The organism is Enterobacter sp. 22452 (genome assembly GCF_052045065.1).
Taxonomy (GTDB): domain Bacteria; phylum Pseudomonadota; class Gammaproteobacteria; order Enterobacterales; family Enterobacteriaceae; genus Enterobacter; species Enterobacter mori.
This window is the reverse complement of record NZ_JBQEOB010000002.1, coordinates 84,179-110,210: the sequence shown is the minus strand read 5'-3', so window position 1 is coordinate 110,210 and position 26,032 is coordinate 84,179. Positions and strand designations below refer to the sequence as shown.

The window sequence follows — 26,032 nt, the reverse complement described above, 5'->3', positions numbered from 1 at the left end:
GGCAGCGCCTGCTGACTACACCAACTAGAATGGCAGTTGGGGTAAAAAAATAACTGCCATCAACCATACTGATACTTCAATTTCAGATATTGATTTATATTAACTTTTGTCCATGTGGTGTGACACGATCGAAAAGTTGTGTGATAAGTCACTCAGGATATAAACCATTAACGTCGTGACGAGAGTGCGCCATAGCTAACTGATTCGCGCCGGGGCGCTTCCGCCGCATCTTCTGCCGCGCTCAAGTCACGGTCACGCACTTCCGGCATCAGGATTGCCGAGACCAGCCCAATCACGGAATAGGCCACCAGCATGGCGACAATCGGCCACCAGGATCCGGTCATGTTGCAGAAGATCCCCGCCAGTACCGGACCAAAGCCCACCGCCACCAGCCCGCCCGCCTCTTTGGAGATAGCCATGCGGGTAAAGCGATTACGTGAGCCAAACATCTCTGCCATGGTGATGTTTTCCAGCGCAAACAGCCCCAGTACCGAAATGTTATGAATGACGATAATGGAAAGCATGATCGTCCCCGGCGCGTAGCTCTTATCGACGATAATCGACAGCATGGGGTATGCCAAAAGAATGGCGGAGGTGTTAACGATGATGTACGGCAGCCGACGCCCTACCTTGTCAGACAGCCAGCCCAGCAGAGGAATGGTGATGAACCCGAGGACAGAGCTAATCATCAGTGCATCGGTGGGAATTGCCTTATCGAACAGCAGCGTCTGTACCAGATAGCCCGCAAGGAACGTCTGGATCAGACCCGAGTTACCCGCCTGCCCGAAGCGCAGCCCGGTTGCCAGCCAGAAGGATTTGCTTTTGAACATCGCCCCCAGGGAGGTTTCCTGGGCAGCCACCGGCGCGACAGTTTCTGCGTCGTTCACTTTCTCAAAGACCGGGCTTTCCTTGAGATTCATACGCAGCCAGATGGCGAAAATCATCACCACGACGCTGGCGAGGAAGGGTACGCGCCAGCCCCAGGCGACAAGTTCTTCACGGTCGAGGGCAAAGAACATAACCGCCCAGATGGCCGTTGCGCTCAGCGTCCCGCAGTTGGTCCCCATCGCCACCAGCGAGGAGATAATACCGCGTTTCCCCTTCGGGGCGTATTCCGCGAGCATCGTGCCAGCGCCAGATATCTCCGCGCCAGCGCCCAGCCCCTGAATAATGCGCAGCGTCACCAGCAGGACCGGCGCGAAAATCCCAATCTGCGCGTAGGTCGGCAGCACGCCAATCAGCGTGGTGCAGATCCCCATCATGGTGATGGTAATGAACAGCACCTTTTTACGGCCAATGCTGTCACCCATTCTGCCGAAGATGAAAGCCCCGACGATACGCGCGATATAGCCCGCGCCGTAGGTCCCCATCGCCAGAATCAGCGCCATCGCGGCAGACTGTTCCGGGAAGAAGATTTCGTGGAATACCAGGGCGGCGCCCAGCGAATAAAGCTGGAAATCCATAAACTCCAGCGCGGTGCCCAGCCAGCCGGAAACCGCGGCTTTCACCAGATCGGAGGTGGTTCTTTGAGGTTGTGCTTGAGTCATAATGGCTATCTCTAAAGGGTAAGATGCGTACCACATAGAGCCTGTCTGCGCAGGCTCTTAACCGTGTGTTTTATAATTGACCGAACGTGAGCAAGACTTTGCAGCACTGCCGCTGGTCTTTTTCAAACAGTTCGATGGCGTCTGTTACGTGGTGATAGTCAAAGGTATGGGTGATCAGTTTTTCCGGGTCGATCAGCCCCTTTTCCAGCCAGTCAATCACGACCGGGAATTTGTTGGCGTTGAGGCGCGAAGAGAAGATCGCCAGTTCTTTGCCGGTGATGCCCTGCTGCACAACCTGGCTCGGCTCGCTGGAGAAGCCCATCAGCACGATGCGCGCCGCCGGGGAGGCCAGGGTAATGGCTTCCTGTAAAATCGATGGATGACAGGCGGCATCAATGATTAACGTCGGTTTGATGCCCCTTTCTTCCAGTACGGCCTGCAACGACTGCTCGCCGTTGTTAAAGACCCAGTCCGCGCCGCTGCGCTGAGCCATTGCCAGCCGCTCATCAATGCGGTCGACGACGATAACCTGCTTCACCTTATAAACGCCCTTCAGCGCCTGCACGGTGACCAGCCCCATCGGGCCCGCGCCGTAAATCAGCGCAACATCCTGTTCGGTGGGGTTCGCCTGCCCCGTCACGTTGGCGGCAATGGTGAAGGGTTCAACCATGACGGCGTGTTTATCCGGGATCGCATCCGGAATGGGCCAGGCATTTTTAGCGGGCACAGCCGCATATTCGCTGAAGCCGCCGTCGCGGTGGACGCCCAGTACCACCAGTGAGGTGCAGACGTTCGGTTTCCCGACGGAACACGGGTAGCAGTGTCCGCAGCTGATCACCGGATCAACCGAGACGCGCTGACCCAGTCGCGTGCTGTCGACGCCCACGCCCACAGCGTCAATCACGCCGAAGAATTCGTGGCCGATCACGCGCGGATATTTCGCAAACGGATTATGTCCACGGTAGATGTGGCTGTCTGAACCGCAAATCCCTGCCAGCGTGATTTTGACGCGGACTTCCCCTGCGCCTGGCTCCGGGCGTGGACGCTCTTCAATCACCAGCTGGTTCGGCTGTTGAATCACTACGCTTTTCATCGTTCGTTCCTCGGTTACCAGTTCCACAGCGTGCCGTCTTCAAGACGGGCCACCGGCAGATAGGCCGGGTCATAGGGGTATTTCGCGGCCAGTTTTTCATCAAACTCAATGCCCAGCCCCGGTTTGTCGCCCGGATGCATGTAGCCATTATCAAAGCGCCAGCTGTGCGGGAAGACGTCCAGCATCTGTTCGGAGTAGCCCATGTATTCCTGCACGCCGAAATTCGGCACCCACAGGTCGAAATGCAGCGCGGCGGCGTGACATATTGGCGACAGATCGGACGGTCCGTGCGAGCCGGTGCGCACCTGGTAGAGCGAGGCGAAGTCTGCAATGCGGCGCATCCCGGTGATCCCGCCCGCGTGAGTGATGGTGGTGCGGATATAGTCGATAAGCTGCTCTTCAATCAGCTGCTTGCAGTCCCAGATGCTGTTGAACACCTCACCCACCGCAATTGGCGTGACGGTATGCTGGCGGATCAGGCGGAAGCATTCCTGATTTTCCGCAGGCGTTGGGTCTTCCATCCAGAACATGCGGAACTCTTCAATGCTCTTGCCGAAGCGCGCCGCTTCGATTGGCGTCAGCCGATGGTGCATGTCGTGCAGGAGATGTTCGTTGAAACCGAATTGACTGCGCACCGCGTCGAACAGCTTTGGTGTGAAATCGAGGTATTTCTCAGTGGACCAGAGCTGCTCTTCTGGCCAGTCGCCTTTGGTGGCAGGCTCGTAGGCAAGGCCTTTCCCTTTGGACATGCCGTAAGTGGTTTTCATGCCCGGCACGCCGCACTGCACGCGGATCGCCTTAAAGCCCATCTCTTTATGACGGGCGTAATCTTCCAGCACGTCGTCAATGGTGTGCCCGGTGGTGTGACAGTAGACCATTACCCCTTCACGGGATGCGCCGCCCAGCAGCTGATAGAGCGGCATGTTGGCCGCTTTCGCTTTGATATCCCAGAGCGCCATATCAACGGCGGAGATGGCCGACATGGTGACCGGGCCGCGACGCCAGTAAGCCCCTTTATAGAAAAACTGCCAGATGTCTTCGATGCGGTGGGCATCACGGCCAATCAGCTGGGGACACAGGTGATCTTTCAAATAGGACGCTACAGAGAGTTCGCGTCCGTTCAGGGTGGCGTCGCCAAGACCCACGATCCCCTCATCAGTGGTGATTTTGAGGGTGACAAAGTTACGCCCTGGGCAGGTGACAAAGACTTCAGCCCCGACAATCTTCATAATCCATTTCCTTACATCGCATGTTGTGATGCAGGAAATTTACGCAATTACGCAACTACCATACAAGTATATTGATCATAATATCAGCGAGAGATCACAAAATCAGGGCGCTCAGGTGCGCCCCCATCCCGCCATGATGATCAACATCCCGCAGAGCGCGGTGGCAAAAAAAAGCAGCGTGGTTTTGAACATAATTCTCTTCTGGTGAGGATTGATTTAACCATCTTATCCGATGATAACCGCGGGTATGACGCTATCTCGCTTTGGTGTAGAATCTGAACAGGGTAACGTGATTATCTGCCCCCATTAAAAAGGAAACGCTATGACTACATTAAGCAAACGCCTTTGTCTGACCGCCGCGCTGGCGCTGTCAACGCTCGCTTTCACCGCGACGGCGACCGCCGAAACCAGCAAGCTGATTATTGAATCCGGCGATAGCGCACAAAGCCGTCAGAACGCGGCGATGGACAAAGAACAATGGAATGACACTCGCAGCCTTCGTCAGAAGGTGAACACACGTGTGGAGAAAGAGTGGGACAAAGAAGATGTCGCTTTCGACGCGCGTGATAAGTGCCAGCAAAGTGCCAACGTCAACGCCTACTGGGAGCCAAACACCTTGCGCTGCCTGGATCGCCGCACTGGCCGCACGGTTGCACCCTGATGCCTGCACTGTATGACATTAAGCTTCGCCCGCTGGAGCGTGAAGATCTCCGTTTCGTCCACCAGCTCGACAACAATGCCAGCGTAATGCGCTACTGGTTCGAAGAGCCTTACGAGGCCTTCGTCGAGCTGTCGGATCTTTACGATAAGCACATTCACGATCAGAGCGAACGCCGTTTTGTGGTGGAGTGTGAAGGTGAAAAAGCCGGTTTGGTCGAGCTGGTGGAGATCAACCACGTTCACCGCCGGGCGGAGTTTCAGATCATCATTTCGCCTGAGCACCAGGGGAAAGGTCTTGCCTCACGGGCGGCAAAGCTGGCGATGGATTACGGATTCAACGTCCTTAACCTCTACAAGCTTTATCTCATCGTGGATAAAGAGAACGAGAAAGCGATCCATATCTACCGCAAGCTGGGCTTTATGGTGGAAGGTGAACTGATCCACGAGTTCTTTATCAATGGCGAATACCGCAACACCATCCGCATGTGCATCTTCCAGCACCAGCACCTGGCCGGACACAAGCCGTCAGGCGCCAGCCTGCTGAAACCTACCGCGCAATGATATTAATGACAAACCCTGTTATAGGCAGTTGAATTGTCTTTCTTGCCGGGTGGCGCTATGCTTACCCGGCCTACATAGTGCAAAAATATCAATAGATTGCACGTTTCATTGTAGGCCCGTGCAAGCGTAGCGCCGCCGGGCGAAACGCACAAAATGCATGTTGTCAGCGCTCTGACCGCTCAGTAGTAGTCGATGCTGTTCTGAATGGTGTACTTGCGCTCAACGGCGGGCTTAACGCTGTCATCGGTGATCGTCAGATCGCAACTCACCGGGTTATTATGTCTATCGTAGTCGCAGCTCTGCTTCACATTGCCGAGCGGCTTGTCATTCAACAAACTCACGGCCGAGAAATCCATTCTTTTGCGCAGATCCTTCGATGGTGTCGACTGTACGGATAAGTGCTGGTCCCCAGAGACGGTGGTTTTGCCCAGCGGATAGCCATCCGCATCGTAGCGGTACTTCACTTCCATCTCCTTGCCGTGCGCCGCGACGACGAATCCATTATCGTCGGTCTCCCACGTCACCCCGGCAGAGGGTAATTCCGCCAACTGACATTTCCCCTGCAGCTTCACCTTCTGCTGTTGGGTTTCGGCATCCAGGTAGTAATTTGCATCCAGCACCAGCGCCACGCCGGTGTTGTTCTCAAGATCGTGCAGTTCCAGCGTATCAAAGCACCCTTCTGTCGACAGGGTACCGGTCACGCGCTTTGACACTTCGCCCTTGTCGTTAAACAGTGTCTGGGTAAAGTCTTTCACCGGACCGCGCAGCGGGTCGAAGTCGAATTCATTAGAAAAGCTCGCCATCTCAGGCGTATACGACAGCGGCGCGGAGTTGTTGTCGCACCCCACCAGTGTTGCTGCCAGTAGCGTTATCGCTGCGTATTTCTTCACATTTATTACCGTTTCAGAGAGATTATTCCCAATCATATTAGCAAATACAGATGTTTACACGAACCCTGCTAAAATTAATCAATACACAGAGAAAGGAGCTACAGATGAAACGGTTACCCTGGATTACCGCCCTGCTGTTAATGAGTGCTTCAACGGCCGCGCTGGCGGCACCGGATTCCTGCGAGCGCGTGAAAAGCGACATTCAGCAGAAGATCGTCAACAACGGCGTGCCTGAGTCTGGCTTTACGCTGAACATCGTGCCAAACGATCAGGCAGATCAGCCGGATGCGCAGGTGGTTGGACATTGTGCCAACGACACCTTTAAAATTTTATACACCCGCACAGGAAGTGGCGCTGCCTCTGGCAGCCAGGACAATGCACCGAGTGAACCTCAGTAACTTCCCGCTCAATGTCCATTGATTTGATAAGGATTAACATTTAGTACCTCAAAATAAGTAACACTCACCCCATCATTAGCCCGGTTGTAATCACGGGTAAAAATAATACGTAATCTCAATGTTGGGGTGAGCCATGTCTGAGGTCGATCATCACGGCGGTATTAGCCGCCGAACGCTTGTTAAATCTACAGCGATGGGTTCACTGGCGCTTGCCGCGGGTGGACTCTCATTACCGTTTGGTTTGAAAACTGCCGCTGCTGCAGTGCAAAACGCCGTTCAGCCTGCGGAAGATAAAGTGGTGTGGGGAGCCTGTTCGGTCAACTGCGGCAGCCGCTGCGCACTGCGCCTGCACGTTCGCGACGATGAAGTCTACTGGGTCGAAACGGACAACACCGGCGAGGATATTTACGGTAACCATCAGGTGCGTGCCTGCCTGCGCGGACGTTCTATTCGCCGTCGTATCAATCACCCCGATCGTCTGAACTACCCGATGAAACGCGTGGGCAAACGCGGCGAAGGCAAGTTTGAGCGCATCACATGGGACGAAGCGCTGAACGCCATCACCGCCAGCCTGAAAGACGTGGTCGACAAATACGGCAACGAAGCGGTTTACATTAACTACTCCTCCGGCATTGTCGGCGGCAATATCACCCGCTCCTCCCCTTACGCTTCGCTGGTGGCGCGTCTGATGAACTGCTACGGCGGTTTCCTGAGCCACTACGGCACCTACAGCACGGCGCAAATCGCCTGCGCGATGCCTTACACCTACGGCAGCAACGACGGGAACAGCACCTCTGACATTGAAAACACCAAACTGGTGGTGATGTTCGGCAATAATCCGGCGGAAACGCGCATGAGCGGCGGCGGGATTACCTGGTATCTGGAGCAGGCGCGCGAGCGCTCCAACGCGCGCATGATCGTCATCGATCCGCGCTACACGGACACCGCCGCCGGACGTGAAGACGAGTGGATCCCTATTCGTCCGGGTACCGATGCCGCCCTGGTTGCGGGCATCGCGTGGGTATTGATCGACGAAAACCTGGTGGACCAGCCGTTCCTGGATAAATATTGCGTCGGCTATGACGAAAAAACGCTGCCGGAAGGCGCTCCTGCTAACGGTCACTACAAAGCCTATATTCTCGGCCAGGGTGATGACCACACGGCGAAAACCCCTGAGTGGGCTTCCCGTATTACCGGCATTCCAGCGGATCGCATCGTTAAGCTTGCCCGCGAAATCGGCTCCGTAAAACCGGCGTATATCTGTCAGGGCTGGGGACCACAGCGCCAGGCGAACGGCGAGCTGACGTCCCGCGCCATCGCGATGCTGCCAATCCTCACCGGAAACGTGGGGATTAACGGCGGTAATAGCGGCGCGCGTGAGTCGACCTACACCATCACCATCGAACGTATGCCGCTCCCGGAAAACCCGGTCAAAACGCAAATCTCCTGCTTCAGCTGGACGGACGCCATCGCCCGCGGGCCGGAGATGACCGCCCTGCGCGACGGCGTGCGCGGTAAGGATAAACTGGACGTGCCGATTAAGTTCATCTGGAACTACGCGGGCAACACCATTATTAACCAGCACTCTGATATCAATAAAACTCACGAGATCCTGCAGGACGAAAGCAAGTGCGAAATGATTGTCGTCATCGACAACTTCATGACCTCGTCAGCGAAGTACGCCGATATCGTGCTGCCGGACCTGATGACCGTCGAGCAGGAAGACATTATTCCTAACGATTATGCAGGCAACATGGGCTACCTGATTTTCCTCCAGCCCGTGACCGCGCCGAAGTTTGAGCGTAAGCCTATCTACTGGATCATGAGCGAAGTGGCAAAACGCCTCGGGCCGGACATCCATCAGAAATTCACCGAAGGACGTACGCAGGAACAGTGGCTGCAGTATCTGTATGCCAAAATGCTTGAGAAAGACCCCAAGCTTCCGTCCTATGACGAGCTGAAAAAAATGGGCATTTATAAACGCAACGATCCGAACGGACACTTTGTGGCCTATAAAAAATTCCGCGAGAACCCGGAGGCCAATCCGCTGAAAACGCCATCGGGCAAGATTGAAATCTACTCCAGCAAGCTGGCAGACATTGCCGCCACCTGGGAGCTGGAAAAGGATGAGACCATCAGCCCCCTTCCCGTCTACGCATCGACCTTTGACGGATGGGATGCCCCCGAGCGCGCGCAGTTCCCGCTGCAGCTGTTTGGCTTCCACTTCAAAGCCCGTACCCACTCGAGCTACGGCAACGTCGACGTGCTGAAAGCGGCCTGCCGCCAGGAGGTCTGGCTTAATCCTGTCGATGCCGAAAAACGCGGCATCAAGAACGGCGATACGGTGCGCGTCTTTAATCGTCGCGGTGAGGTGCGAATTGAAGCGAAAGTGACGCCACGCATCATGCCCGGCGTGAGCGCCATGGGCCAGGGAGCGTGGCACGATGCCAATATGAGTGGCGATCGTATCGACCACGGTTCATGCATCAACACGCTGACCACGCACCGCCCGTCACCGTTGGCAAAAGGCAACCCGCAGCACACCAATCTGGTGCAGATCGAGAAGGTGTAGAGGGTGAAACGCAAGACCGTGGGTTATTCTATGGTCAGTATTATCGGTTAACACAGTCGCGCGGACATCTTCCGCGCGAGAAAGGAAGGTTGTAATGAAAGATGTCTCACCTCGTGAATCGTTCGCGTTTAGTGCTCGGGTATTGGGCGCACTGTTTTATTTTTCTCCCAACAGCGAGCAGGCTGCGCCGCTGGTGCGGGTGCTTACCGCTGGCGAATGGGTTCAGGACTGGCCCCTGCCATCGGAAATGCTGCAGCCCGTTGCCGATACCTTTGCCTCCTCTTCCGATGAGACGCTGACGGACGCGTGGCAACGGCTGTTTATTGGCCCTTATGCCCTGCCCGCACCGCCGTGGGGTTCCGTCTGGCTTGACCGCGAATCCGTGCTGTTTGGCGACTCGACGCTCTCGCTGCGCCAGTGGATGCGTGATAATAATATCGCTTTTGAGATGCAGCAAAATGAACCGGAAGACCATTTCGGCACCTTGCTGCTGCTGGCGGCGTGGCTGGCCGAGAATGGCCGCGAAGCGGAGTGCGATCGGCTTCTGGCGTGGCACCTGCTGCCGTGGAGCACCCGCTTCCTGTCAGTCTTTATCGACAACGCAGGGCATCCGTTTTATACCGCACTGGGTCAGCTCGCGCAGCTGACGCTCGCAGACTGGCGTTCTGCGTTACTTATTCCGGTTGCGGAAAAGACGCTGTACCGCTAAGGAAGTGGCTTGCTCGTGGATGGCGAGCAAGCCTTCTTAGCCCATACGACCGAAACTATCTTTTTGCCACGATCCGCATTTCCACCAGGGCATTTTCCGGAATGAACTCTGATACACCGATGGCAGACCATGCCGGGTATGGCGCCTTGACATACTCATCCTTCACTTTAGAAAAAACAGCGATATGTTTCTTGAGATCAATATGAAAAGTGGTCATCTCCAGAATGTTTTCATAGCCTAAGCCAGCGGCTTTCAGATACACACCAAGCTTATAGAAGGCATCATGAAACTGTTCTTCCGGCTCCTTGCTTATGGGTTTGTCCCTGCGCGCTGCGGTCACTCCTGAGAGATAGACTGTGCCATCGGCTTCGATGACGGGGGAAAAGTGCCAGTCATCGAAGTAATGCTGGAATGCGTCAGGAACTATCGATTTTTTCATGATGATGTCTCTTTTAACACGTTGATTTATGCTCAGGAAAATGTCCCCACGAAGCATACCTGATAAGCCGGACGCTGAGTCCTGCGCCTATGGCAAGGCATACCGCCATTGTCAAAAGGGAGACGATAAAGGCATGCGTGATAGTGGCTTCACTTTTTCCAGCGTCTAACATGCTGTAAAAAATGCCGCCGATGATGGCAACGCTCAGCGCGGTGCTGATTTGCAGAGTCGAGCTGGTCACGCCGGCGATCGTGCCTGAGAACGCGGGCGCCACGCGGCCTGTCACCATGCGAACCAGCGTCGGCATCGCCAGCCCCTGTCCAAGACCGGTAACAAAAAGCAGTGCCGCGAGCGGCAACATGGCTGGCGGGCGCCCTGTCAGCGTGTGGGCAATCAGCCACGCAAGGCCTGCCAGCCCCACCGTCTCGCAGCCCATCCCGATGGCGCTTAAGTAATTTCCGACAAAACGCCTCAGGTACGGCGTCAGCAACGGTCCGATCAGAAAGCCGATGCCAAAGGGCAGAAAAATCAGTCCCGCCGTCAGGGCGTTTATATGCAACGCATCCTGGAGATAAACAGAAAATAACAGAAAGAAGGCACCAATCGAATAAAACAGCAAAACGACTGTGAGCCCCCGCCCCAGCCCCGGCGCGCGGAGCATGGAAGGATCGAGTAGCGGTGAACCACCGCTCTGGCTAAGATGCCGCTCATAACGCCACAGCAGCCAGGCCAGCAGAGGCACAGCAAGAAATGACAGCCACGTCCACCAGGGCCATCCCGCCTCGCGGCCTTCAATTAATGGTACAATCAGCGCACTCAGCGTGACGGTTGCCAGCAGCATACCGACGGGATCCAGACGCTGTGCAGATTGCGCGCGCGTCTCTTTTAGCAGCGGCAGTCCAAAAAGAATGACCAGCATCGCCACCGGCAGGTTAACCAGAAAAATAACCCGCCATCCCAGGTGAAACAGATCCGCTGAAAGCAGGGCTCCGCCCAATACCTGCCCGATAACGGAAGCCAGACCAAACACCGCGCCATAGATACTCAGCGCGAGCGGTTTTTCCGCCTCCGGAAAAATAGCCTGAACGGAAGCCAGCGCCTGGGGAGCCATAATCGCGGCCGTGGCGCCCTGTAATATGCGTCCGGTTATCAGAACCCACGGTGACCAGGCTAAACCGCACAACAGCGATGCCGCAGCAAAACCGATGAGCCCCAGAAAAAACATCTTCCCGCGACCGTAAATATCCCCCAGCCGTCCGCCGGTGATTAACGTTACCGAGTAAACGGCAGCATAGGACGAAATGACGAGCTGTTCAGCAGAGGACGTGGCGCTCAGTTCGCCCTGAATTGCAGGCAGTGCCACATTGACAATAAAAAAATCGAGCGGAGGCAAAAATGCGCCAACCAGCAGGATAATAAACATTGCCCAGCGACGGGGCTCGGCTTGCGTGAGGGTATGTGTCGACATAGAACACTCCATAGAAAACGGTTCCGTGCCCCGTTAAGATACATTATTGTGGATTGTGGGCGGCATGCGTGGCTTAGCTCAACGCATGCCGCCAGAGGCCAGAATCACCTCGCCGGTCACCCAGGCCGCATCGTCTGAAGCGAGAAATGAAACAATCGGGGCCACATCTTGCACCTGGCCGATGCGGCCAAGCGGCGTCTGGCTTTCATTCCATGTCTGGAAATCCGAGTTCATCGCGCCCGCGCTATGACTACCTTCCGTTTCGATAAGGCCGGGATTGACCGCGTTGACGCGAATGCCGCGCGAGCCGAGTTCGCGTGAGAGCACGCCGGTAATGGCGTCAATCGCGCCCTTGGTGCCGCTGTAGATGGCGCTCTCAGGAATAAAGACGCGGGTGACGAATGAGCTGATATTGATGATGCTGCTGCCTTTTGTCAGATGCGGCGCAGCCGCACCAGCCACCAGCAACGGGCCCAGCACATTGATATCAAACTGCCTGCGAAACAGCGCCTCGGTGCTCTCTTCAATCCTCGCGAAGGCATAAACGCCTGCATTGTTCACCACAATGTCCAGCCGCCCGTAATGGCTTACAGCCGCGTTGATCAGCGCCTCAACCTCGCTCTGGCTGGTGATGTCCGCTGCGACCGCCATGGCCTTCCCACCCGCGGCTTTGATATCGGCAACGACCTTATCCGCATCGCTTCTGCTTGAGGCGTAATTAACAATGACCTTCGCGCCGTCAGCCGCCAGCTGACGAGCAATACCTGCTCCGATACCTTTGGAGCCACCGGTGACGATGGCAACTTTGTCTTTTAATTTGTTCATGTCTTCAGCTTCCTGATTTGCCGCCCGTGGCGGTGTGGTTGAGAAGGTCATATTGATATCGACAAAGTTGTTTTAGAACTGCCACTTTTGTATATTCAATGTTCATTTTTGTACGGTGAGAAACTGACATGGAATGGGGTGATGTCCGGGTATTTTTGGCAGTTATGCGTAAGCGCTCTTTCGGCGAAGCGGCCCGAAGCCTTGGCGTGAGCCATCCTACGGTGGGTCGCCGCATAAAGGCGCTTGAGGATGAGGCGCAGCAAGCCCTCTTTCGCCGGACCAAGGAGGGCCTGGTCCTGACCGACGCGGGCGACAGGGTTCTGAAGCTGGCAGAAGCGGTGGAAAACTCCGCGATGGCGATGGAACGACGCCTGGCAGGAAATCACGACCGTCTTGAAGGCCTCTTACGGATATCGTCAGCAGAGTGGTTTGCTAACTATGTTCTGGCACCTGTCCTTAGCGAGCTGACGCGTCGTCATCCGGCGATTGTCCCTGAACTTATCGCGAGCTACCGCTTACTCAATCTGTCGCGACGTGATGCCGACATTGCGTTTCGCATCGTGCCCTTTACCGAACCCGATATAGTCCAGCGCCGCCTGATGCGCATTCCCTATGCGCTTTACGGGACGCCAGACATCGCCGATATCGCCCGACACGACCCGGCCGCAGTGGGCCTGATTCTGATGAATACGGCCCAATCCCACTTTTCTGACGTGGCCTGGCTGCTGGACAGGTTCCCACATTCCCCGTGCGTCTTCACCAGCACCAGCCGGGCCGTGCAGGCGCAGATGTGCAGTCGGGGGATGGGCATTGCCGTATTACCGCGTCCACTGGGTGATGCCATCACCGGGTTGCAGGCCATTAGCATGCCGGAGCCACCGCCGTCCAAAGATATCTGGGTAGGGTATCACTCCGACCTCCGGCATATGGATCGCCTGCGGGTCATGATGGATATCGCCGATACGATGCTTGCCGACCCCGCCACGGCGACAGCATGAGCCTAGGATTTACGGTGGCCAGTCATACTGCTGAAGACACCGTCACGCAGCACGAAAGCGTGAAGCAGCGCAGCGGCAAGGTGAAGCATTATCATCGCGAATAACGCCAGGGCAACCCAGGTATGAAGCGGCCGCAGTATCGCATACCGATCATTACTGATGTCCATGATCGGCGGCAGAACGATGCCGTTACCCAGCGTGACGGGATACCCTGCTGCTGAGAGCATTGCCCAGCCTATCAGCGGCTGGGCCACCATCATCAGATAGAGCATCCAGTGCGAGAGATGGGCCATACCGCGCTGCCAGGCCGGAATGGACGCTGGCAACGCGGGCTTGGCCGTCGTGAATCGCAGCCATAATCGCACGATGACCAGAAGCAATATCATCACCCCGAGAGGCTTGTGGATCGACACCAGCAGGCTGTGCGCGGAGGAGACGGTCGAGACCATCGCAACACCGATAAACAACATCATGAGAATGGCTGCGGCCATCAGCCAGTGCAGGACGCGCAGAGCCGGATGAAAATAGACGGCCTGTTTCATAACGTCTCTCCCTTCTGTTGCGCCTGTTCATGGGTGCGCAGGTTATAGGATTTGGCATACGCTGATGAGCGTGCGTTAAGTATCGGGTCAGCGGACGGTGCCATACCGTCGGGTAAAATCAACGGGTCATAGTTGATGTCATTACAGGGTCCCTCCTGTTGAGGGATAGCCTTGTTTAAGACTAACGTTCCGGCATTAATCGTTTTCCTGTCGGCTGGCCATGCCCTGGTGGCGTCGTCACCTTTATCACCTGCCTGAGCAAGCGTGAACACTAAATCCCATTTCAGCGCGCCCTGCGCCAGACGATGCTGAAGATCCTGTTGCAGGAAATCGCTGTTCTGTTTATTGGCGTCGCTTATGGGAGTAAATCCGGCATGAGGCACCATGCTCCAGCGTACCAGTTGTTCATGGCCTGCCTTATCAATCAGGCGAAAAGCATTCAGGCTGTTAAAGCGATCGCTGGCCCAGCTTGAGGAGGGTGTGTATTGCTTTGCCCACGCAAAAAACGGTTTTATTTCCGGATGGTTCATGACAAAGGAACGTAATTTTTCCGGGTTCGGTTTACCGGTTGCGGCATCCGGCAGAGTGGCCGTCTGGAGTTCATAGAAACTCTCAACGGAACTGACGGGGAAAAATGGCATGGCGTTCATACCGGTGCGCCACTGCTCACCATTCGACTGCTTAAAGGAGAGCGCCATACTCCGAACGGGCACGGCATAATCCGGTGCAGCCGGATCCCCGCCCGCAATGGCAAAACGTCCTGTGACAGCGGTTTCACCTTTGCTGAACAGGGAGGCACGTGAAAGCACACTGGCATTCCCGTTTGAGATAAACGAGCCCAGCACACACATGCCTTTAGCATGATTACGGCGATAGCCTTTATGTACTCCACCCGACTGCTGTAATACATCAACGAGCTTATCCGACGTCAGACGTTGAGGCGTCAGCCAACCGCCAGTCCACAGGAATAATAAAAAAAGGATCAGGGGAATAATTCCGACCAGCGCCAGACGTACAACCGTTTGTCTTTTTAAATGTACTTTATTTTTCATATTGTTAACTCATTCTGCTCACGATATTTCAAAACGAAACGTGCAGGGGGTGATGACGCGTCGTGCCTGAAATCAGCATGACCGTTTCGCTTCTCTTTTTTGTCGGAATGTTAACGTCAGGGCTGACAGGCAAAAATAGATGGCACCAAACGCAGCATACCCCGCGATATTTGCTATTGACGGCGGCTCTGGCGTCCGGGCCTGATAGATAAAAAACGCGCCTGCAAGTGCAGACTGTGCGCCACTTAATATCATGCTCCATTGCGCACCATAATGTTTCCAGCGCTGTGTTGCCGCGCCCAGCTGCAGCAGACCGGATAATATCGCCCAGCAGCCGAATACCCGAATGACATCATTTATATTGCTTTTAAGAGCCAACACGACGGCCAGCGTTGTTATAACGCTAACGATAATATTAACGGTCTGCATCCGGTTGCGGCCAAATCCCCCGCTTTTTCTTGCATCAATATAATTCGCCATTGCATCCCATGCGGGGTAAAGAATGAGCAAAATCGATGCGCCAACAGGCGAAGACAGGCCAGCGGTGAACACGGCAATAACCCATAAAACGGAGAAAGCCGTCCGGATAAAATAATACTGTTGTAGCCAGTTCTGCTGATTCCCGTGGTGGATAGTGTCGGACATATAGACCTCTTAACCTGGCATATTTAACAAACGAAGCAGCGTAGCATGCCTCACCCGACAACAAACCTACTAGTAGGTAGATAAAAGATCAATATGTTTTACGCTAACCGTTACAAAAGGATCGTCAAGGCGCGGGAAAGTGAAAGACGTTTTGAAAACAGGCACAGCCCGGTCAATAACCGGGCGTCCTTCAGGCTGCGGTGAGAACCTTATCGATCAGTGGATAGGCAATCTGCTCAAAGACGTGCGGATTATTAAACGCCCGCGCTGCCAGCATGGCACCATGCATGCCCGCCATGAGAGCCCTGGCTTCGACTTCGGCACTTTCGCTGAGAGTGAAAACGCCTTGCGCTTCGCCAGCACTCAGTAATGCGGTCAGCCAGTCAGAGAGATCGTTAAAATGGCCGGTCACTTCTGCGGCAATATCCGCAGGTAATGTCGGAAGTTCAACGGCCAGCATCACACAGATACAAAATGGTGAAGCCCCCTCTTTAATACAGGCCGACCAGAAATCAGCATAGCCTTTCACTTTGATCAGGGGATCGTTGGTTTGGCGATCCATCGCTTCCATGCCACTCCGTGCTTCTGCACGGTATTCCTGCACTACAGCTTTGACTAAATCTTCTTTGCCCGGAAAATGATGGTGGATACTGGCTTTGCGGATACCCACGCGCTCCGCAAGATCGGCATAGCTAAAGCTTTTGTACCCACCCGTTGTGAGCAACTGCCTCGTATTTGCCATAATTTCGCGCGCTTTCGGCGAACGTTCGATCATTTCACGCTCCAGTGTTCAATCCAGTGAAAAAATGTGCTGTCTGTGACAGGCGCGTCCCGCCGGGACAACCTACTGAGCGGCAACAGGAATGTCAAATAGCCGGGCCCGCAAAGGGCCAACGGGAAAAAGCCGCCTGATATCATTGACACCACCCCATCCTACTACTAGGATGGTTTCACTTCAAAACATATCCCTGTAGTGGAGAGTGTATGGCAGTTATCCCTTTTCCGGACAGGCACAGCCCAGCGGCCCCAGTGCGTAACATTCGCGAATTATCCAACGTCATTCACGCGAATGACGATCGCGGCCGCACGGCGTGCGTAGAGAACAATGATGCCGTTCGCTGTTTCGCATTAAGCGTTGCCGCGAAGCTATTAAGCGATCGTGAGCTTAATCAGGCCGCGCCTTTTATGATAGACAGAATTGTCAGGCTGCTAATGACTGAATCCAAAAACAGTTAAGAGTAGCCATTACGGATCGGTGAGATATCGTTTCTCTTGATATCTCTGTGCATCGTTTGCCTTCTTAATGTTCTGGAATGCGGGCGATAACCTTTATCTCAAAATCAAATCCTGCAAGCCAGTTAACCCCCACAGCTGTCCAGTTCGGATACGGGGGCTTCGGGAAAATGCTGCTTTTCACCTGCATAATGGCTGGAAATTGATTCTCCGGATCGGTATGAAAGGTGGTCACATCGATAAGATCGTCAAACGTGCATCCCGCGGCGGCAAGCGTAGCCTTGAGATTCTCGAAAGCACGCTCTACCTGCGTAGTAAAGTCGGGCTCGGGTGTACCGTCCTCCCGGCTACCCACCTGTCCGGAAACAAACAGTAAATCACCAGAGCGGATCGCTGCGGAATAACCATGCTGTTCATAGAGTGCGTGGCGATTTGCAGGGAAAACAGGTTTCGGTTGGTTCATAACATATCCTTTCTTTGGATGTGCAACAGCGGATGCGTGGCATCCATAAATGAATTAAGATACGCAGCGTATGTCAACTTAATCACACATACGCCGCGTATGTCAAACATCATGCGCGGCGTACAGGATAAGGAACCCGTATGGCAGCCAAACGCCGCGCCGAAACGATGGAAGAAACCCGCACAAAGTTGATTGCGGCTGCACGAAAAGCCTTCGCTGAAAAAGGGTTTGCGGCAGCTTCGATGGATGATTTGACCGCCAGCGTCGGCCTGACGCGTGGCGCCCTCTACCATAATTTTGGGGATAAAAAAGGGTTACTTGCCGCGGTGGTGACTCAGATTGATTCTGAAATGGCGCAAGGCGCCAAACATGCAGCGGCGCAGTCCGGTGATGACCAGCAAAAGCTTCTGGCCGAAGGGATAGCTTATATCAAGATGGCGCTGGATGAAGAAGTCCGGCGTATCGTTCTGCTTGATGGCCCAGCTTTTCTTGGGGATCCGACAAAATGGCCAAGTCAGAATACCTGCCTCGACGCCACTCGCGAAAGCCTGTCAGACCTGATTGAACGTGGCGTAATCAAACCGGTAGACGTTGATGCCACCGCCTGGTTATTAAATGGTGCCGCACTGAATGCCGCTCAGTGGGTGGCCGCGAGTGACGATCCTAAGCAGGCATTGCCCAAAGCGATTGAGGTTTTCACCCTGTTGGTCAGTGGCGTGTTGCGGCAGTGACCGCCCCCCTCACCCGTTTATCTTGTGCTGAGAGCAAGCTTAGCCGCGAAGGAAAAGCAAAAAGTGAACCGGTAGCAGATATTTTCTTTATCCGAAGGAGCGGATGTTATCGGATTACTTTTCAGGGCAACGGATTGCTGGCATTTTTGTTGGACAATTGTTACCGATCTGCCGAGTCTATCCGCTTTGTGCCAGAAGCGGACGTTCAGTCCGATATATGCAATCAGAACAATTTTTTTGAGAAACAGACGGCTTCTTCTCTTCCTATGTATGGGCCATAATTATCAATACGAACATATCCATTTTTTTCATAAAAGCTGACGGCCCGGTGGTTGATATGTCGGGTTTCCAGTTTCAGTTCTCGATATCCCATTTGCTTTGCAGAGGTTTCCAAAAAAGTAAGTAATGCGCTACCCACGCCAGGCTCACTTCGATCTGAAAACATTCTTTTAAGCTCAGCAATGTTTTGCGTTAATGGGCGGATTGCTCCGCATCCTATCGCATCGCCACGCGCATTTTTTGCCAATGCCCATAATGCTTTGTCATTGTTCATAGCTTCTACGGTGAAGTTGGTTTTGCCATTATCGCCAGTAATAGCGGCAAGTTCAGCTGACAGCGCTTCGATTAAGCGATGAGATTCTGAAGACAATGGGTCTGATTTCTCTACTGTTATCATTGTTATATCCTGCAACGGGAGTTCAACCAGAATATAGTACCCTGTTTGAAAAAACATCATCCAGGAACAAGTAATGGGACAACATTGATTCGTGGTTTTATCGGGGGTGTAATGTCCGCTCCTCGCTCACAGCGGACCTACGCCCCCCGTCCGCCATCTTCCCGCAAAATCTTACCCGTCTAACGAACAGACGAGTTCTAAATACATCCGTGAAGGATCAACTGATCCTCTTCAGCACAGTGAATTTTGATAGCTAATGATTATTCCTGGCATCAAACACTGCCGCCCCATCATATTCACGGGGCGGCTCGAATTCGTCGCTATTCCGCGCTCATCTCCATAAGTAACCAACCATCAAAAACTGTACGTCACCTTCAAACTCCCCGTGGGCGATGTTTTACGTTGAACAATTGGGCTATCGGCCGCATCCCCCGCCAACTGCGTTGCGCCCGCTGAGGCAAGCACGCTCCAGCGCGAGGTGAGCCTGTGTGTCCAGTCAAGATTCAGCGAATACGCATAAATTCCGGCACCGGCGTCATGTCGGGCAAACCCCGATGCGGCCGACTGGGCGGCGCTGACGCCATAGTACGTTTGCATATACTTGTCGGATCCCCAGCTGCCGGTCAGCGCCAGCGTCACCTCATTTTTTGGTGAGGTATAGAGCGGGCTGATAATACCGAAATGCATCGCCTCACCGTTGTCCCTTTCAGAAACCGGAACCTCGGCCTGCAGCTGCAGATGAAGCCAGTCGGTCACCTTATACCCCAGCCCAAGCACAACGATGGCCGAGCCTTTGATGTCGCCCATACCGCGCAGGTAGTCGCTGCCGGAGCTGATCGAATCGCTGCTCACGTCTTTATCTTTACGGCCTGTTCGATAGCTCACAGCTGCGCTGTAATCCAGATTGCCGATGTTGTTGCCATAACCGACGCCCCGCGTGGTGCTGATAAAGAAGCCGTTTGCCATGGCGTAATCCACCACCTGCGCCGCACTGACGCGGCTTTTATCCGAACCCGAGTAGCGTGGCGCGACGTCCACGCCGCCCCCCAGGGTTAAAACGTTACCCTGGCTCTGCTCTGCCGCCAGTACTGGCGTGGTCAGTAACGCCAGAACGATGCCCGGCACGATGTTTTTCAGGCTGCGGCCCGAGAGCAAGTGTGGGGACATATGACGCAGTTCGATGTTTCTCATTAAAGAAGTCCTTCTGGATTCAAATGGTGACGATGCAAGCGGTTAAACGCCAGAACGCCCATTTTGAATACTGACCCTAAGGTTCTTATGAGCCGAAAATGAAGAAACACTGAAGCGCGCGCGAGTGCTGTAAACCGGACAGATTTCCTGATACCGTTTTTTCTTAAGATGTTCTTCATTCACGGTTGATACAGTTACCAGTGTGAAAATTCTACTCATCGAAGACGACCTGGATCTGGGCAATGGCGTACGTATCGCCCTTGCCGATCAAGGATTTGACGTTATATGGGTTCGCCGTAAAGAGGATGCGCTGCATCAGCTTGACGTCTGCGTGCCAGAACTTATTTTGCTCGACCTGGGGCTGCCCGACGGCGACGGCATGAGCCTCATGACGCGCTTACGCCAGCAGCTTAAGGGGATCCCGGTCATCATCCTGACGGCGCGAGGCACGCTGCAGGATCGCCTGTGCGGGCTGGATGCAGGTGCAGACGACTATCTCGTTAAACCTTTTGTTCTCGCCGAACTGCTGGCGCGGGTAAGAGCCCTTGCGCGGCGCAGTTACGGTTTCGAGAATGAGGCGATAGAGATTCGAGGCTTATCTCTTCATGTACCGACGCGTCGCGTGACGGTGAGCGCACGCCACATAGACCTGACGGCGAGTGAATACGCGCTGCTTGAAACGCTGATGCTGCGTGCGGACCGCGTGATTACGCGACGGTTTCTGGAAGAACGGATATTCGGCAACAAAGAGAACCTCAGTAATGCGCTCGACGTGCATATGGGAAATTTGCGAAGAAAAATCGGCGACGGCTATGTGCGAACGGTGCGTGGTGTCGGGTATGTTATTGATACCGTTGCTGTTCAGAGGGTGACGACGTAATGCGAAACCTGTGGTATCACCTGAGGCGCCCGACGCTGGTACGCCGAATTATCATCGCCCAGTTGCTGCTGCTTACCCTGCTGTGGTGTCTCTTTTTAACCTTCATTCTGTGGGAGGACCTGCGCAGCCCTCCCATCCTCACGGGCAGTTATACCTATGAAACGCTTTTTACGCTGGTCGAGCGGATGGACGAACACCCGCAGGATCGTACCGCCGTGCTGGCAGCCTTCAGCAAAGCGTTACGAGAGGGCTATGGCGGCGGTGAAGATCCCGCCCTGTCAATCAACGTCATCGTGCGCAAAAATAATGCGGTTATTTTTTCATCGCCTGATGCACCAACGGGGGTAACTAACACCCGGTTTGGGGAAATGCAGCGTGTTCAGAGCGACGGTCGTACCTGGACCAGCCGCACCCTTAAATCCGCTCATTCCGATGTGGAGGTCACCCTTTTCACCCCGGCCGGTGGCTGGAACTTCTTTATCTACCTCAACTCGCGCGGTTACTACGTCATGCCGCTGCTGGTCTGTTTCCCTTTTCTTCTGTTCCCCGCGTGGCTGTCAATCCGCATTGCCATGCGACCCTGGCACAAGGTGGTCAATGAAATTGCATTGCGCACGCCAGACGATCTCTCCCCCTTAAAAGCCGTACCAAAACACAGGGAGCTTCGCCAGATGGTGGACGCGATTAACGACTTTCTTGCCAGGGTGCGAGAAAGCGCGGAAAGGGAGCGGGTTTTTATTGCCGATGCGGCTCACGAACTGCGAACGCCGCTGGCGGCGATGCGAATCAACGTGGAAGCGTTGCAATCGTATGTACTCAGCGAGAGCCAACAGGAATTGCTTGCGGGGATTGTTCGCAGCAATAGTCGTGCTGCGCGTCTCGTCAATCAGTTGCTGCTGATGATGCACAGTGAAGCACACCTTGATACGGACCTGGAGCCCGTACCGCTAACGACGCTCATTCAAGAGCGAATGGCCGAACTGGAACCGCTGGCGTCTGCGCGCAGGATTGAGCTGGAATTTTTCGCCGAGGATGAAATCTGGATCTCAGGCGTAAGGGAGCGCCTGGTGTCGCTCATTGATAATCTCATTGAGAACGCCGTGAAGTACAGTCCTGAAGGCGGGCGGATTCAGGTCGATGTCTGCACATTCGATGGCTCCGCGCGGCTACGCGTTTCCGATGCAGGGCCCGGTATTCCGGTTGAATTGCGCGAGCGCGTGTTCGACCGATTTTTCCGCGATCCCAATCAATTGCAAAGCGGGAGCGGACTGGGGCTTGCCATCGTTAAAGCGGTGGCGCAGCAGCACAACAGCAGCGTAAACCTGAGTACTTCCGCAGAAGCTGGCCTGATGGTGACGGTTGACTTCCCGAACCGCACGTATAGCTAAACAGGAACAGGGTGTTCGATCGCAAATGCCGCAGATTGCTTCAAAAAAATTACCGTATTTGTTATATTGTTGTTTATTGCTTATTCACCTCTGCGGTGCCAAAAAGAACAAGATTCACCGCAACCCAGGATACAAAAATGTTAGATTACCGCTTCCCGACAGCTTTGCAGATGGTTCTCAGCGTAGCAATGGCGGAGCAATTGGGTGAACGTTCGACGAGTGCGATTCTGGCCTACGGTCTGGAAGCAAACCCGAGCTTCATCCGCAAATTGATGGTCCCTCTCACGCGTGACGGTATTATCGTCTCCACGCTTGGCCGTAACGGCTCTATTCATCTTGGACGCCCGGCGGAAGAGATCACCCTGCGCGATATCTACCTTTCCGTCATCGAAGATAAAAAGCTGTGGGCATCACGTCCTGACGTACCGGCCCGCTGCGTAGTCAGCGCTAACGCCTGCTGGTACTTCAAGTCTATCTCCGAAGAAGCGGAGCAGGCTTCGTTACAGGTACTGGCGCGCCACACCGTGGCAAGCGCGCTGGAAGAAGTGAAAAAAGCCGATACCAGCGGCTGCGATCCGGTGCCTGAACTTATCGCCAAGTATAAAGAAGCCCTTTAACTTTCCTTGAGTGCAAAAAAAACCGCCTTGCTATGAAGGCGGTTTTTTATTATCTGCAACATCCCTACGCGGGCAGAACATCCCTTTCCGCTTTTTTGCCGCGCGTCACAAACTTACGCAGCGTCACGTAAAACACCGGCGTCAGGAAAAGACCAAACAGCGTTACGCCCAGCATCCCGGAGAAGACTGTGATCCCGGTAACGCCGCGCACTTCTGCGCCCGCGCCGTGGCCGAGGATCAGCGGAATGGTCCCGGCAATAAAGGCGATGGAGGTCATCACAATCGGGCGTAAACGCAGGCGGCACGCCTCCAGCGCGGCCTCCATAATCCCTTTGCCCTGAATTTCCAGCTCGCGGGCAAACTCCACGATAAGAATCGCGTTTTTACACGCCAGCCCCATCAGCACCACCAGCCCTACCTGCACGAACACGTTGTTATCGCCACCGGTCAACCAGACGCCAAACAGCGCGGAAAGCATCGTCATCGGCACGATAAGGATCACCGCCAGCGGCAGCGTCCAGCTTTCATACAGCGCTGCCAGCACCAGGAACGCCAGCAGCACCGCAACCGGGAAGACGATCAGCGCCGTATTGCCCTGCGTCGCCTGCTGGAAGCTCAGGTCCGTCCATTCAATGTTCATCCCGTTCGGCAGGATCTGCTTCGACATTCCGTCCAGTTGCGCCATCGCCTGCGAGGACGAAAGTACGCGTGGGTCGGCATCGCCAATCAGATCCGCCGCCGGGTAACCGTTGTAACGAATCACCGGATCCGGCCCGTAGGTGGTCGTGATTTTCACCATGCTGCCAATCGGCACCATTTCACCCTGGCTATTGCGGGTGCGCAGATTCGCAATGTCTTCCACGCTGTCGCGGAACTGCCCGTCGGCCTGCGCCATTACGCGCCAGGTACGCCCGAACTGGTTGAAGTCATTCACGTACGACGAGCCCAGATAGGTTTGCAGCGTACCGAAAAGATCGGTCAGCGACACGCCCTGCGCTTTCGCCTTGTCACGGTCAACCTGCACGTCCAGCTGCGGAACGTTAGCCTGGTAGGTTGAGATCGGGAAGTGCATTCCCGGCGTCTGCATAATCGCACCGGACATGGTGTTTACCGCGTTTTGCAGCGCACCATAGCCCAGACCACCGCGATCCTGAATGTATAAGGAATACCCCGACCCCTGACCCAGCCCTAAAATTGGCGGCGGCAGGATGGAGAAGCCAAAGCCCTGCTGGATTTGCGCGATTTTCGCGTTGATCTCCGCGTTAATTTCCGCCGCAGTATGCTTACGCTGGTCGAACGGCTTCAGGCCGAAGAAGACCGTCCCCGTATTCGGCGTGTTGGTGAACTGCAGCGCGTTCAGCCCCGGGAACGCGACCGCGTAATCCACGCCTTCGGTATTCATCCCGATTTCGCTCATTTTGCGGATCACCGCATCGGTGCGCGCCAGCGATGAACCTTCCGGCATCTTCACGCCGCCAATCAGGTACAGCTTATCCTGCGTCGGGATAAACCCGCCGGGTACCGCTTTAAACATGACGCCTGCGGCACAGAGCAGCAGCAGATACACCACAAATACCGCCCCGCGTCGGCCGAGCGTTTTGCCCACCAGCCCCTGATAGCCGTTCGAGCTACGGTGGAAAAAGCGGTTAAACGGACGGAAAATCCAGCCGAACAGACGATCGATAAGCCGGGTCGGGAAATCTTTCGGCGCGCCGTGCGGTTTTAACAGCAGTGCCGCCAGCGCCGGAGAGAGCGTCAGCGAGTTAATGGCGGAGATAACCGTGGAAATCGCGATCGTCACCGCAAACTGCTTGTAGAACTGCCCGGTCACGCCCGAGAGGAACGCCATCGGCACAAACACCGCGCACAGCACCAGCGCAATCGCGATAATCGGCCCGGACACTTCCCGCATCGCCTGATGCGCCGCCGCGAGCGGAGCAAGCCCCTCTTCAATGTTTCGCTCGACGTTTTCCACCACCACGATGGCGTCGTCCACCACGATACCAATGGCTAATACTAGCCCGAACAAACTCAGGGTATTCAGCGAGAAGCCCAGCAGATAGAGAATGCTGAAGGTCCCCACTACCGAAACCGGCACCGCGATCAGCGGAATGATCGACGCACGCCAGGTTTGCAGGAACAGAATCACCACCAGCACGACCAGCACCACCGCTTCCAGCAGCGTTTGCACGACGGCACGGATGGAGTCGCGCACGAAAACGGTCGGATCGTAAGGTGCCGCCCACTTCATATCCGCCGGGAAACGGGTCGACAGTTCGTCCATTTTCGCGCGCACCGCGTTAGACAAATCGATGGCGTTCGCCCCCGGTGACTGGAAGATACCAATCCCGACCGCGTCTTTATTGTTGAGCTGGGAGCGCAGCGCATAGCTGCCGGAGCCCATTTCAATACGCGCCACGTCGCGCAGGCGAACGACCGTACCGTCCTGCGTCGTTTTCAGGACAATATTGCCGAACTCTTCTTCGGTATGCAGACGGCCCTGGGCGTTAATGGAGATCAGGAAATCGCTCTCTTTCGGCAGCGGCTCGGCACCAAGCTGCCCGGCGGATACCTGCACGTTCTGCTCCTGCATCGCCGTCACCACGTCCGAGGCCGTCAGCCCGCGCGCCGCCACCTTGTTTGGGTCCAGCCAGACGCGCATCGCGTATTCGCCGGAGCCAAAGATCTGAATCTGGCCGACGCCGGGCAGACGCGCCAGCTCGTCCTTCACCTTCAGCGTGGCGTAGTTACGCATGTACAGTGAGTCGTACTTACCGTTGGGCGAAAACAGATGCACCACCAGCGTCAGCGTCGGCGACTGTTTCTGGGTGGTAATGCCCAGACGCCGCACGTCTTCCGGCAGACGCGCTTCGGCCTGCGCGACGCGGTTTTGCACCTGAACCTGCGCCTGATCGGGATCAGTCCCCGGACGGAAGGTCACTGTAGTCACCAGCACACCGTCCGAGCCCGCAACGGACTTCATATACATCATGTTCTCAACGCCGTTGATCGCCTCTTCCAGCGGCGTCGCCACGGTCTCGGCAATCACTTTCGGGTTGGCACCCGGGTACTCCGCGCGCACCTGCACGCTTGGCGGCACGACGTCAGGATATTCGCTCACCGGCAGCAGCGGGATGGCGATTAGCCCTGTGATAAAAATCAGAATCGACAGCACCGCGGCAAAAATCGGCCTGTCGATGAAAAAACGGGAAAAGTCCATGGGTT

25 protein-coding genes are annotated in these 26,032 nt (G+C 55.1%); 10 read left to right on the top strand and 15 right to left on the bottom strand.

All coding sequences use genetic code 11. The features are described from left to right. Nucleotides 1-167: 167 nt before the first annotated feature. The 3 genes from ACTJJA_RS05800 to manD form a co-directional block, all read right to left on the bottom strand. Nucleotides 168-1,547, bottom strand: a complete 1,380-nt coding sequence (locus ACTJJA_RS05800) for an MFS transporter (RefSeq protein ID WP_440666715.1) — start codon at nt 1,545-1,547, stop codon at nt 168-170. A gap of 70 nt (nt 1,548-1,617) precedes the next feature. Then, nucleotides 1,618-2,640, bottom strand: a complete 1,023-nt coding sequence (locus tag ACTJJA_RS05795) for a Zn-dependent oxidoreductase (protein ID WP_440666714.1) — start codon at nt 2,638-2,640, stop codon at nt 1,618-1,620. Between the two features lie 14 nt (nt 2,641-2,654). Next, the gene (gene manD, locus ACTJJA_RS05790; protein WP_089598768.1) at nt 2,655-3,869 is read right to left on the bottom strand and encodes a D-mannonate dehydratase ManD; all 1,215 of its coding nucleotides are present in this window, start codon (nt 3,867-3,869) and stop codon (nt 2,655-2,657) included. Between the two features lie 322 nt (nt 3,870-4,191). On the opposite strand from manD, the gene ACTJJA_RS05785 reads away from it, so the two are divergent. Then, a complete protein-coding gene (locus tag ACTJJA_RS05785; RefSeq protein ID WP_440666712.1) occupies nt 4,192-4,530 on the top strand; it encodes a DUF1283 family protein in 339 nt (112 codons plus the stop codon). Beyond that, a complete protein-coding gene (gene speG, locus ACTJJA_RS05780; protein ID WP_042714685.1) occupies nt 4,530-5,090 on the top strand; it encodes a spermidine N1-acetyltransferase in 561 nt (186 codons plus the stop codon). Before ACTJJA_RS05785 ends, speG begins: the two co-directional genes overlap by 1 nt. Before the next feature lie 179 nt (nt 5,091-5,269). On the opposite strand, the gene ACTJJA_RS05775 is transcribed toward speG, so the two are convergent. After that, nucleotides 5,270-5,980: a YnfC family lipoprotein gene (locus tag ACTJJA_RS05775; protein WP_100167084.1), complete on the bottom strand. Its 711-nt coding sequence runs from the start codon at nt 5,978-5,980 to the stop codon at nt 5,270-5,272. Between the two features lie 104 nt (nt 5,981-6,084). Here ACTJJA_RS05775 and ACTJJA_RS05770 point away from each other — a divergent pair, with 104 nt between their 5' ends. The 3 genes from ACTJJA_RS05770 to dmsD all read left to right on the top strand — a co-directional run bounded on the left by ACTJJA_RS05770 (nt 6,085) and on the right by dmsD (nt 9,659). Then, complete coding sequence (locus tag ACTJJA_RS05770) at nt 6,085-6,378, top strand: DUF1161 domain-containing protein (RefSeq protein ID WP_100166774.1); 294 nt, start codon at nt 6,085-6,087, stop codon at nt 6,376-6,378. Nucleotides 6,379-6,511: 133 nt separating this feature from the next. Further along, a complete protein-coding gene (gene ynfE / locus ACTJJA_RS05765) occupies nt 6,512-8,950 on the top strand; it encodes a selenate/tellurate reductase subunit YnfE (RefSeq protein WP_440666709.1) in 2,439 nt (812 codons plus the stop codon). Nucleotides 8,951-9,044: 94 nt separating this feature from the next. Next, on the top strand, nt 9,045-9,659 hold the full coding sequence (dmsD, locus tag ACTJJA_RS05760; protein WP_440666707.1) for a Tat proofreading chaperone DmsD: 615 nt from the start codon (nt 9,045-9,047) through the stop codon (nt 9,657-9,659). A gap of 55 nt (nt 9,660-9,714) precedes the next feature. Here dmsD and ACTJJA_RS05755 read toward each other — a convergent pair whose 3' ends face one another. The 3 genes from ACTJJA_RS05755 to ACTJJA_RS05745 all read right to left on the bottom strand — a co-directional run bounded on the left by ACTJJA_RS05755 (nt 9,715) and on the right by ACTJJA_RS05745 (nt 12,391). Further along, nucleotides 9,715-10,098, bottom strand: coding sequence for a Rid family hydrolase (locus ACTJJA_RS05755; RefSeq protein ID WP_108416940.1), 384 nt, complete (start codon nt 10,096-10,098; stop codon nt 9,715-9,717). A 13-nt stretch (nt 10,099-10,111) separates the two neighbouring features. Further along, complete coding sequence (locus ACTJJA_RS05750; RefSeq protein ID WP_440666705.1) at nt 10,112-11,566, bottom strand: MFS transporter; 1,455 nt, start codon at nt 11,564-11,566, stop codon at nt 10,112-10,114. A gap of 78 nt (nt 11,567-11,644) precedes the next feature. Continuing rightward, a complete protein-coding gene (locus tag ACTJJA_RS05745; RefSeq protein WP_440666703.1) occupies nt 11,645-12,391 on the bottom strand; it encodes a glucose 1-dehydrogenase in 747 nt (248 codons plus the stop codon). 128 nt (nt 12,392-12,519) lie between these two features. On the opposite strand from ACTJJA_RS05745, the gene ACTJJA_RS05740 reads away from it, so the two are divergent. Beyond that, a complete protein-coding gene (locus tag ACTJJA_RS05740) occupies nt 12,520-13,389 on the top strand; it encodes a LysR family transcriptional regulator (RefSeq protein ID WP_440666701.1) in 870 nt (289 codons plus the stop codon). 2 nt (nt 13,390-13,391) lie between these two features. Here the strand turns inward: ACTJJA_RS05740 and ACTJJA_RS05735 are convergent, their stop codons facing one another. The 5 genes from ACTJJA_RS05735 to ACTJJA_RS05715 form a co-directional block, all read right to left on the bottom strand. Further along, nucleotides 13,392-13,931 (bottom strand): cytochrome b, encoded by a 540-nt coding sequence (locus ACTJJA_RS05735; RefSeq protein WP_440666699.1) that lies wholly within the window; start codon nt 13,929-13,931, stop codon nt 13,392-13,394. Beyond that, nucleotides 13,928-14,983 (bottom strand): catalase family peroxidase, encoded by a 1,056-nt coding sequence (locus tag ACTJJA_RS05730; protein WP_440666698.1) that lies wholly within the window; start codon nt 14,981-14,983, stop codon nt 13,928-13,930. The genes ACTJJA_RS05735 and ACTJJA_RS05730 overlap by 4 nt, the downstream gene beginning before the upstream one ends. Nucleotides 14,984-15,055: 72 nt before the next feature. Then, nucleotides 15,056-15,628, bottom strand: a complete 573-nt coding sequence (locus tag ACTJJA_RS05725; protein ID WP_182946840.1) for a DUF308 domain-containing protein — start codon at nt 15,626-15,628, stop codon at nt 15,056-15,058. A 190-nt stretch (nt 15,629-15,818) separates the two neighbouring features. Continuing rightward, nucleotides 15,819-16,403, bottom strand: a complete 585-nt coding sequence (locus ACTJJA_RS05720; protein WP_042714665.1) for a TetR/AcrR family transcriptional regulator — start codon at nt 16,401-16,403, stop codon at nt 15,819-15,821. 525 nt (nt 16,404-16,928) lie between these two features. Then, nucleotides 16,929-17,324 (bottom strand): RidA family protein, encoded by a 396-nt coding sequence (locus ACTJJA_RS05715; RefSeq protein WP_010430630.1) that lies wholly within the window; start codon nt 17,322-17,324, stop codon nt 16,929-16,931. 140 nt (nt 17,325-17,464) lie between these two features. Here ACTJJA_RS05715 and ACTJJA_RS05710 point away from each other — a divergent pair, with 140 nt between their 5' ends. After that, on the top strand, nt 17,465-18,055 hold the full coding sequence (locus tag ACTJJA_RS05710; protein WP_440666696.1) for a TetR/AcrR family transcriptional regulator: 591 nt from the start codon (nt 17,465-17,467) through the stop codon (nt 18,053-18,055). A gap of 223 nt (nt 18,056-18,278) precedes the next feature. Here the strand turns inward: ACTJJA_RS05710 and ACTJJA_RS05705 are convergent, their stop codons facing one another. Both ACTJJA_RS05705 and ACTJJA_RS05700 read right to left on the bottom strand, forming a co-directional pair. Beyond that, nucleotides 18,279-18,731: a GNAT family N-acetyltransferase gene (locus ACTJJA_RS05705; protein WP_440666694.1), complete on the bottom strand. Its 453-nt coding sequence runs from the start codon at nt 18,729-18,731 to the stop codon at nt 18,279-18,281. A 354-nt stretch (nt 18,732-19,085) separates the two neighbouring features. Continuing rightward, nucleotides 19,086-19,922: a MipA/OmpV family protein gene (locus ACTJJA_RS05700; protein WP_440666692.1), complete on the bottom strand. Its 837-nt coding sequence runs from the start codon at nt 19,920-19,922 to the stop codon at nt 19,086-19,088. 202 nt (nt 19,923-20,124) lie between these two features. Here ACTJJA_RS05700 and ACTJJA_RS05695 point away from each other — a divergent pair, with 202 nt between their 5' ends. The 3 genes from ACTJJA_RS05695 (at nt 20,125) to ACTJJA_RS05685 (ending at nt 22,807) form a co-directional block, all read left to right on the top strand. Next, nucleotides 20,125-20,802, top strand: a complete 678-nt coding sequence (locus ACTJJA_RS05695; protein WP_100166787.1) for a response regulator — start codon at nt 20,125-20,127, stop codon at nt 20,800-20,802. After that, entirely contained in the window at nt 20,802-22,190 is a 1,389-nt protein-coding gene (locus ACTJJA_RS05690; RefSeq protein ID WP_440666690.1) for a sensor histidine kinase, read from the top strand. Before ACTJJA_RS05695 ends, ACTJJA_RS05690 begins: the two co-directional genes overlap by 1 nt. A gap of 137 nt (nt 22,191-22,327) precedes the next feature. Beyond that, the gene (locus ACTJJA_RS05685) at nt 22,328-22,807 is read left to right on the top strand and encodes an RrF2 family transcriptional regulator (RefSeq protein ID WP_010430601.1); all 480 of its coding nucleotides are present in this window, start codon (nt 22,328-22,330) and stop codon (nt 22,805-22,807) included. Between the two features lie 64 nt (nt 22,808-22,871). Here the strand turns inward: ACTJJA_RS05685 and oqxB are convergent, their stop codons facing one another. After that, nucleotides 22,872-26,027, bottom strand: coding sequence for a multidrug efflux RND transporter permease subunit OqxB (gene oqxB, locus ACTJJA_RS05680; RefSeq protein WP_440666687.1), 3,156 nt, complete (start codon nt 26,025-26,027; stop codon nt 22,872-22,874). Between the last annotated feature and the right edge of the window lie 5 nt (nt 26,028-26,032).

Bases quoted from the DNA above. Each gene is read 5' to 3' on its own strand.
- ACTJJA_RS05735 (WP_440666699.1), bottom strand. From the start codon at position 13,931: ATGAAACAGGCCGTCTATTTTCATCCGGCTCTGCGCGTCCTGCACTGG.
- ACTJJA_RS05700 (WP_440666692.1), bottom strand. From the start codon at position 19,922: ATGAGAAACATCGAACTGCGTCATATGTCCCCACACTTGCTCTCGGGC.
- ynfE (WP_440666709.1), top strand. From the start codon at position 6,512: ATGTCTGAGGTCGATCATCACGGCGGTATTAGCCGCCGAACGCTTGTT.
- speG (WP_042714685.1), top strand. From the start codon at position 4,530: ATGCCTGCACTGTATGACATTAAGCTTCGCCCGCTGGAGCGTGAAGAT.
- ACTJJA_RS05715 (WP_010430630.1), bottom strand. From the start codon at position 17,324: ATGAACCAACCGAAACCTGTTTTCCCTGCAAATCGCCACGCACTCTAT.
- manD (WP_089598768.1), bottom strand. From the start codon at position 3,869: ATGAAGATTGTCGGGGCTGAAGTCTTTGTCACCTGCCCAGGGCGTAAC.
- dmsD (WP_440666707.1), top strand. From the start codon at position 9,045: ATGAAAGATGTCTCACCTCGTGAATCGTTCGCGTTTAGTGCTCGGGTA.
- ACTJJA_RS05770 (WP_100166774.1), top strand. From the start codon at position 6,085: ATGAAACGGTTACCCTGGATTACCGCCCTGCTGTTAATGAGTGCTTCA.
- ACTJJA_RS05710 (WP_440666696.1), top strand. From the start codon at position 17,465: ATGGCAGCCAAACGCCGCGCCGAAACGATGGAAGAAACCCGCACAAAG.
- ACTJJA_RS05745 (WP_440666703.1), bottom strand. From the start codon at position 12,391: ATGAACAAATTAAAAGACAAAGTTGCCATCGTCACCGGTGGCTCCAAA.
- ACTJJA_RS05785 (WP_440666712.1), top strand. From the start codon at position 4,192: ATGACTACATTAAGCAAACGCCTTTGTCTGACCGCCGCGCTGGCGCTG.
- ACTJJA_RS05740 (WP_440666701.1), top strand. From the start codon at position 12,520: ATGGAATGGGGTGATGTCCGGGTATTTTTGGCAGTTATGCGTAAGCGC.
- ACTJJA_RS05795 (WP_440666714.1), bottom strand. From the start codon at position 2,640: ATGAAAAGCGTAGTGATTCAACAGCCGAACCAGCTGGTGATTGAAGAG.
- ACTJJA_RS05750 (WP_440666705.1), bottom strand. From the start codon at position 11,566: ATGTCGACACATACCCTCACGCAAGCCGAGCCCCGTCGCTGGGCAATG.
- ACTJJA_RS05725 (WP_182946840.1), bottom strand. From the start codon at position 15,628: ATGTCCGACACTATCCACCACGGGAATCAGCAGAACTGGCTACAACAG.
- ACTJJA_RS05755 (WP_108416940.1), bottom strand. From the start codon at position 10,098: ATGAAAAAATCGATAGTTCCTGACGCATTCCAGCATTACTTCGATGAC.
- ACTJJA_RS05690 (WP_440666690.1), top strand. From the start codon at position 20,802: ATGCGAAACCTGTGGTATCACCTGAGGCGCCCGACGCTGGTACGCCGA.
- ACTJJA_RS05685 (WP_010430601.1), top strand. From the start codon at position 22,328: ATGTTAGATTACCGCTTCCCGACAGCTTTGCAGATGGTTCTCAGCGTA.
- ACTJJA_RS05730 (WP_440666698.1), bottom strand. From the start codon at position 14,983: ATGAAAAATAAAGTACATTTAAAAAGACAAACGGTTGTACGTCTGGCG.
- ACTJJA_RS05720 (WP_042714665.1), bottom strand. From the start codon at position 16,403: ATGATCGAACGTTCGCCGAAAGCGCGCGAAATTATGGCAAATACGAGG.
- ACTJJA_RS05800 (WP_440666715.1), bottom strand. From the start codon at position 1,547: ATGACTCAAGCACAACCTCAAAGAACCACCTCCGATCTGGTGAAAGCC.
- ACTJJA_RS05705 (WP_440666694.1), bottom strand. From the start codon at position 18,731: ATGATAACAGTAGAGAAATCAGACCCATTGTCTTCAGAATCTCATCGC.
- oqxB (WP_440666687.1), bottom strand. From the start codon at position 26,027: ATGGACTTTTCCCGTTTTTTCATCGACAGGCCGATTTTTGCCGCGGTG.